The organism is Caballeronia glebae (genome assembly GCF_001545035.1).
GTDB classification, from domain to species: domain Bacteria; phylum Pseudomonadota; class Gammaproteobacteria; order Burkholderiales; family Burkholderiaceae; genus Caballeronia; species Caballeronia glebae.
On record NZ_FCOJ02000174.1, the window covers coordinates 1 to 1,076 of the forward strand.

Annotated in this window: 1 protein-coding gene; it reads left to right on the forward strand. The window is 59.1% G+C overall.

The annotated features are described in order from the left end of the window. A partial coding sequence (locus AWB82_RS36670; protein ID WP_200818296.1) for a type VI secretion system Vgr family protein occupies nt 1-1,076 on the forward strand: 1,076 nt, incomplete at both ends.

The following is a 1,076-nucleotide window of genomic DNA, read 5'->3' on the forward strand; positions in this document are numbered from 1 at the left end:
GCTTGGGAGCGTTTCAGAGCCGAAGAAAACATCGCGCCGCAAGACCCGACCACTTACGGCAAGCCCTACTTTTATGGGACTGCGCATCTTGACCAAGCCGAAGGCCAGCGCAAGGCGCAGCTCTATCACGAGGAAGCGATCTGCTGGCAGGTGGTCTTCGAAGGTCAGAGCAATGTGCAGGAGCTGCGCTGCGGAAGGGTGTTCCACACCGATACCGCGTTGCCAGATGCGGAAGACGGGCTGGTGGCGATCGAAGTCACGCACAGGGGCGCGCGGGACAAGGCCTATAGCAACACGTTCAAGGCGATTCCCGCTAACCGGCGCTTCCGTCTGAAAATCGACGAATCGAAGTGGCCAAAAATCGCGGGGACGCTCAGCGGACGGGTGACAAGTCCCGATAAATATAAATATGCATATTTGACGGCCGCCGGATGTTACACAATTCGCTTCGACGTGGACTTCGAAGATTGGCCGAAGGGTGGCGAGAGCGTGCCGCTGCGTCTGGCCAAGCCGTTCGCGGGGGCGTTGCAGACCGGCTTCCACTTTCCGGCGGTGGACAACACGGAGGTGGTGGTCGGATTTCGAGATGGCGATCCGGATAAGCCCGAACTACTGGGTTTCCATCATAACAGTCAGGCGGTCGATCACATCACGAACGATCGCAGATGGTTGTCGCGTAATGTCATTCGGACGCAGAGCAACAACAAGCTCAGAATGGAAGACTGGGCGGGTGAAGAAGGCATCAAACTCAGCACCGAGCATTCGGGCAAGTCGCAGCTCAATCTGGGCCACCTCGTTGATTCCGATTTGAAGCAACGAGGGGCGGGCTATGAGCTTCGAAGCGACGGCCACGGAGCCCTTCGCGCCGGTGCTGGAATGCTCGTTTCCACTGACAAGCAGGAGCGTGCCGAGGGCAAGCAGCTCGACGTGACCGCAGCGATGAATCAGCTGCAGATCGTGAACGCTCAGGCCGATGGCCTGGCACAGGCGGCGGCAGTTGCGAAGGCCGAGATCGCCGATCTGAAGGCCGAGAACCAGTGGCTCAAGAACAGCGTGAACGAGTTGCGGGAAGCCGT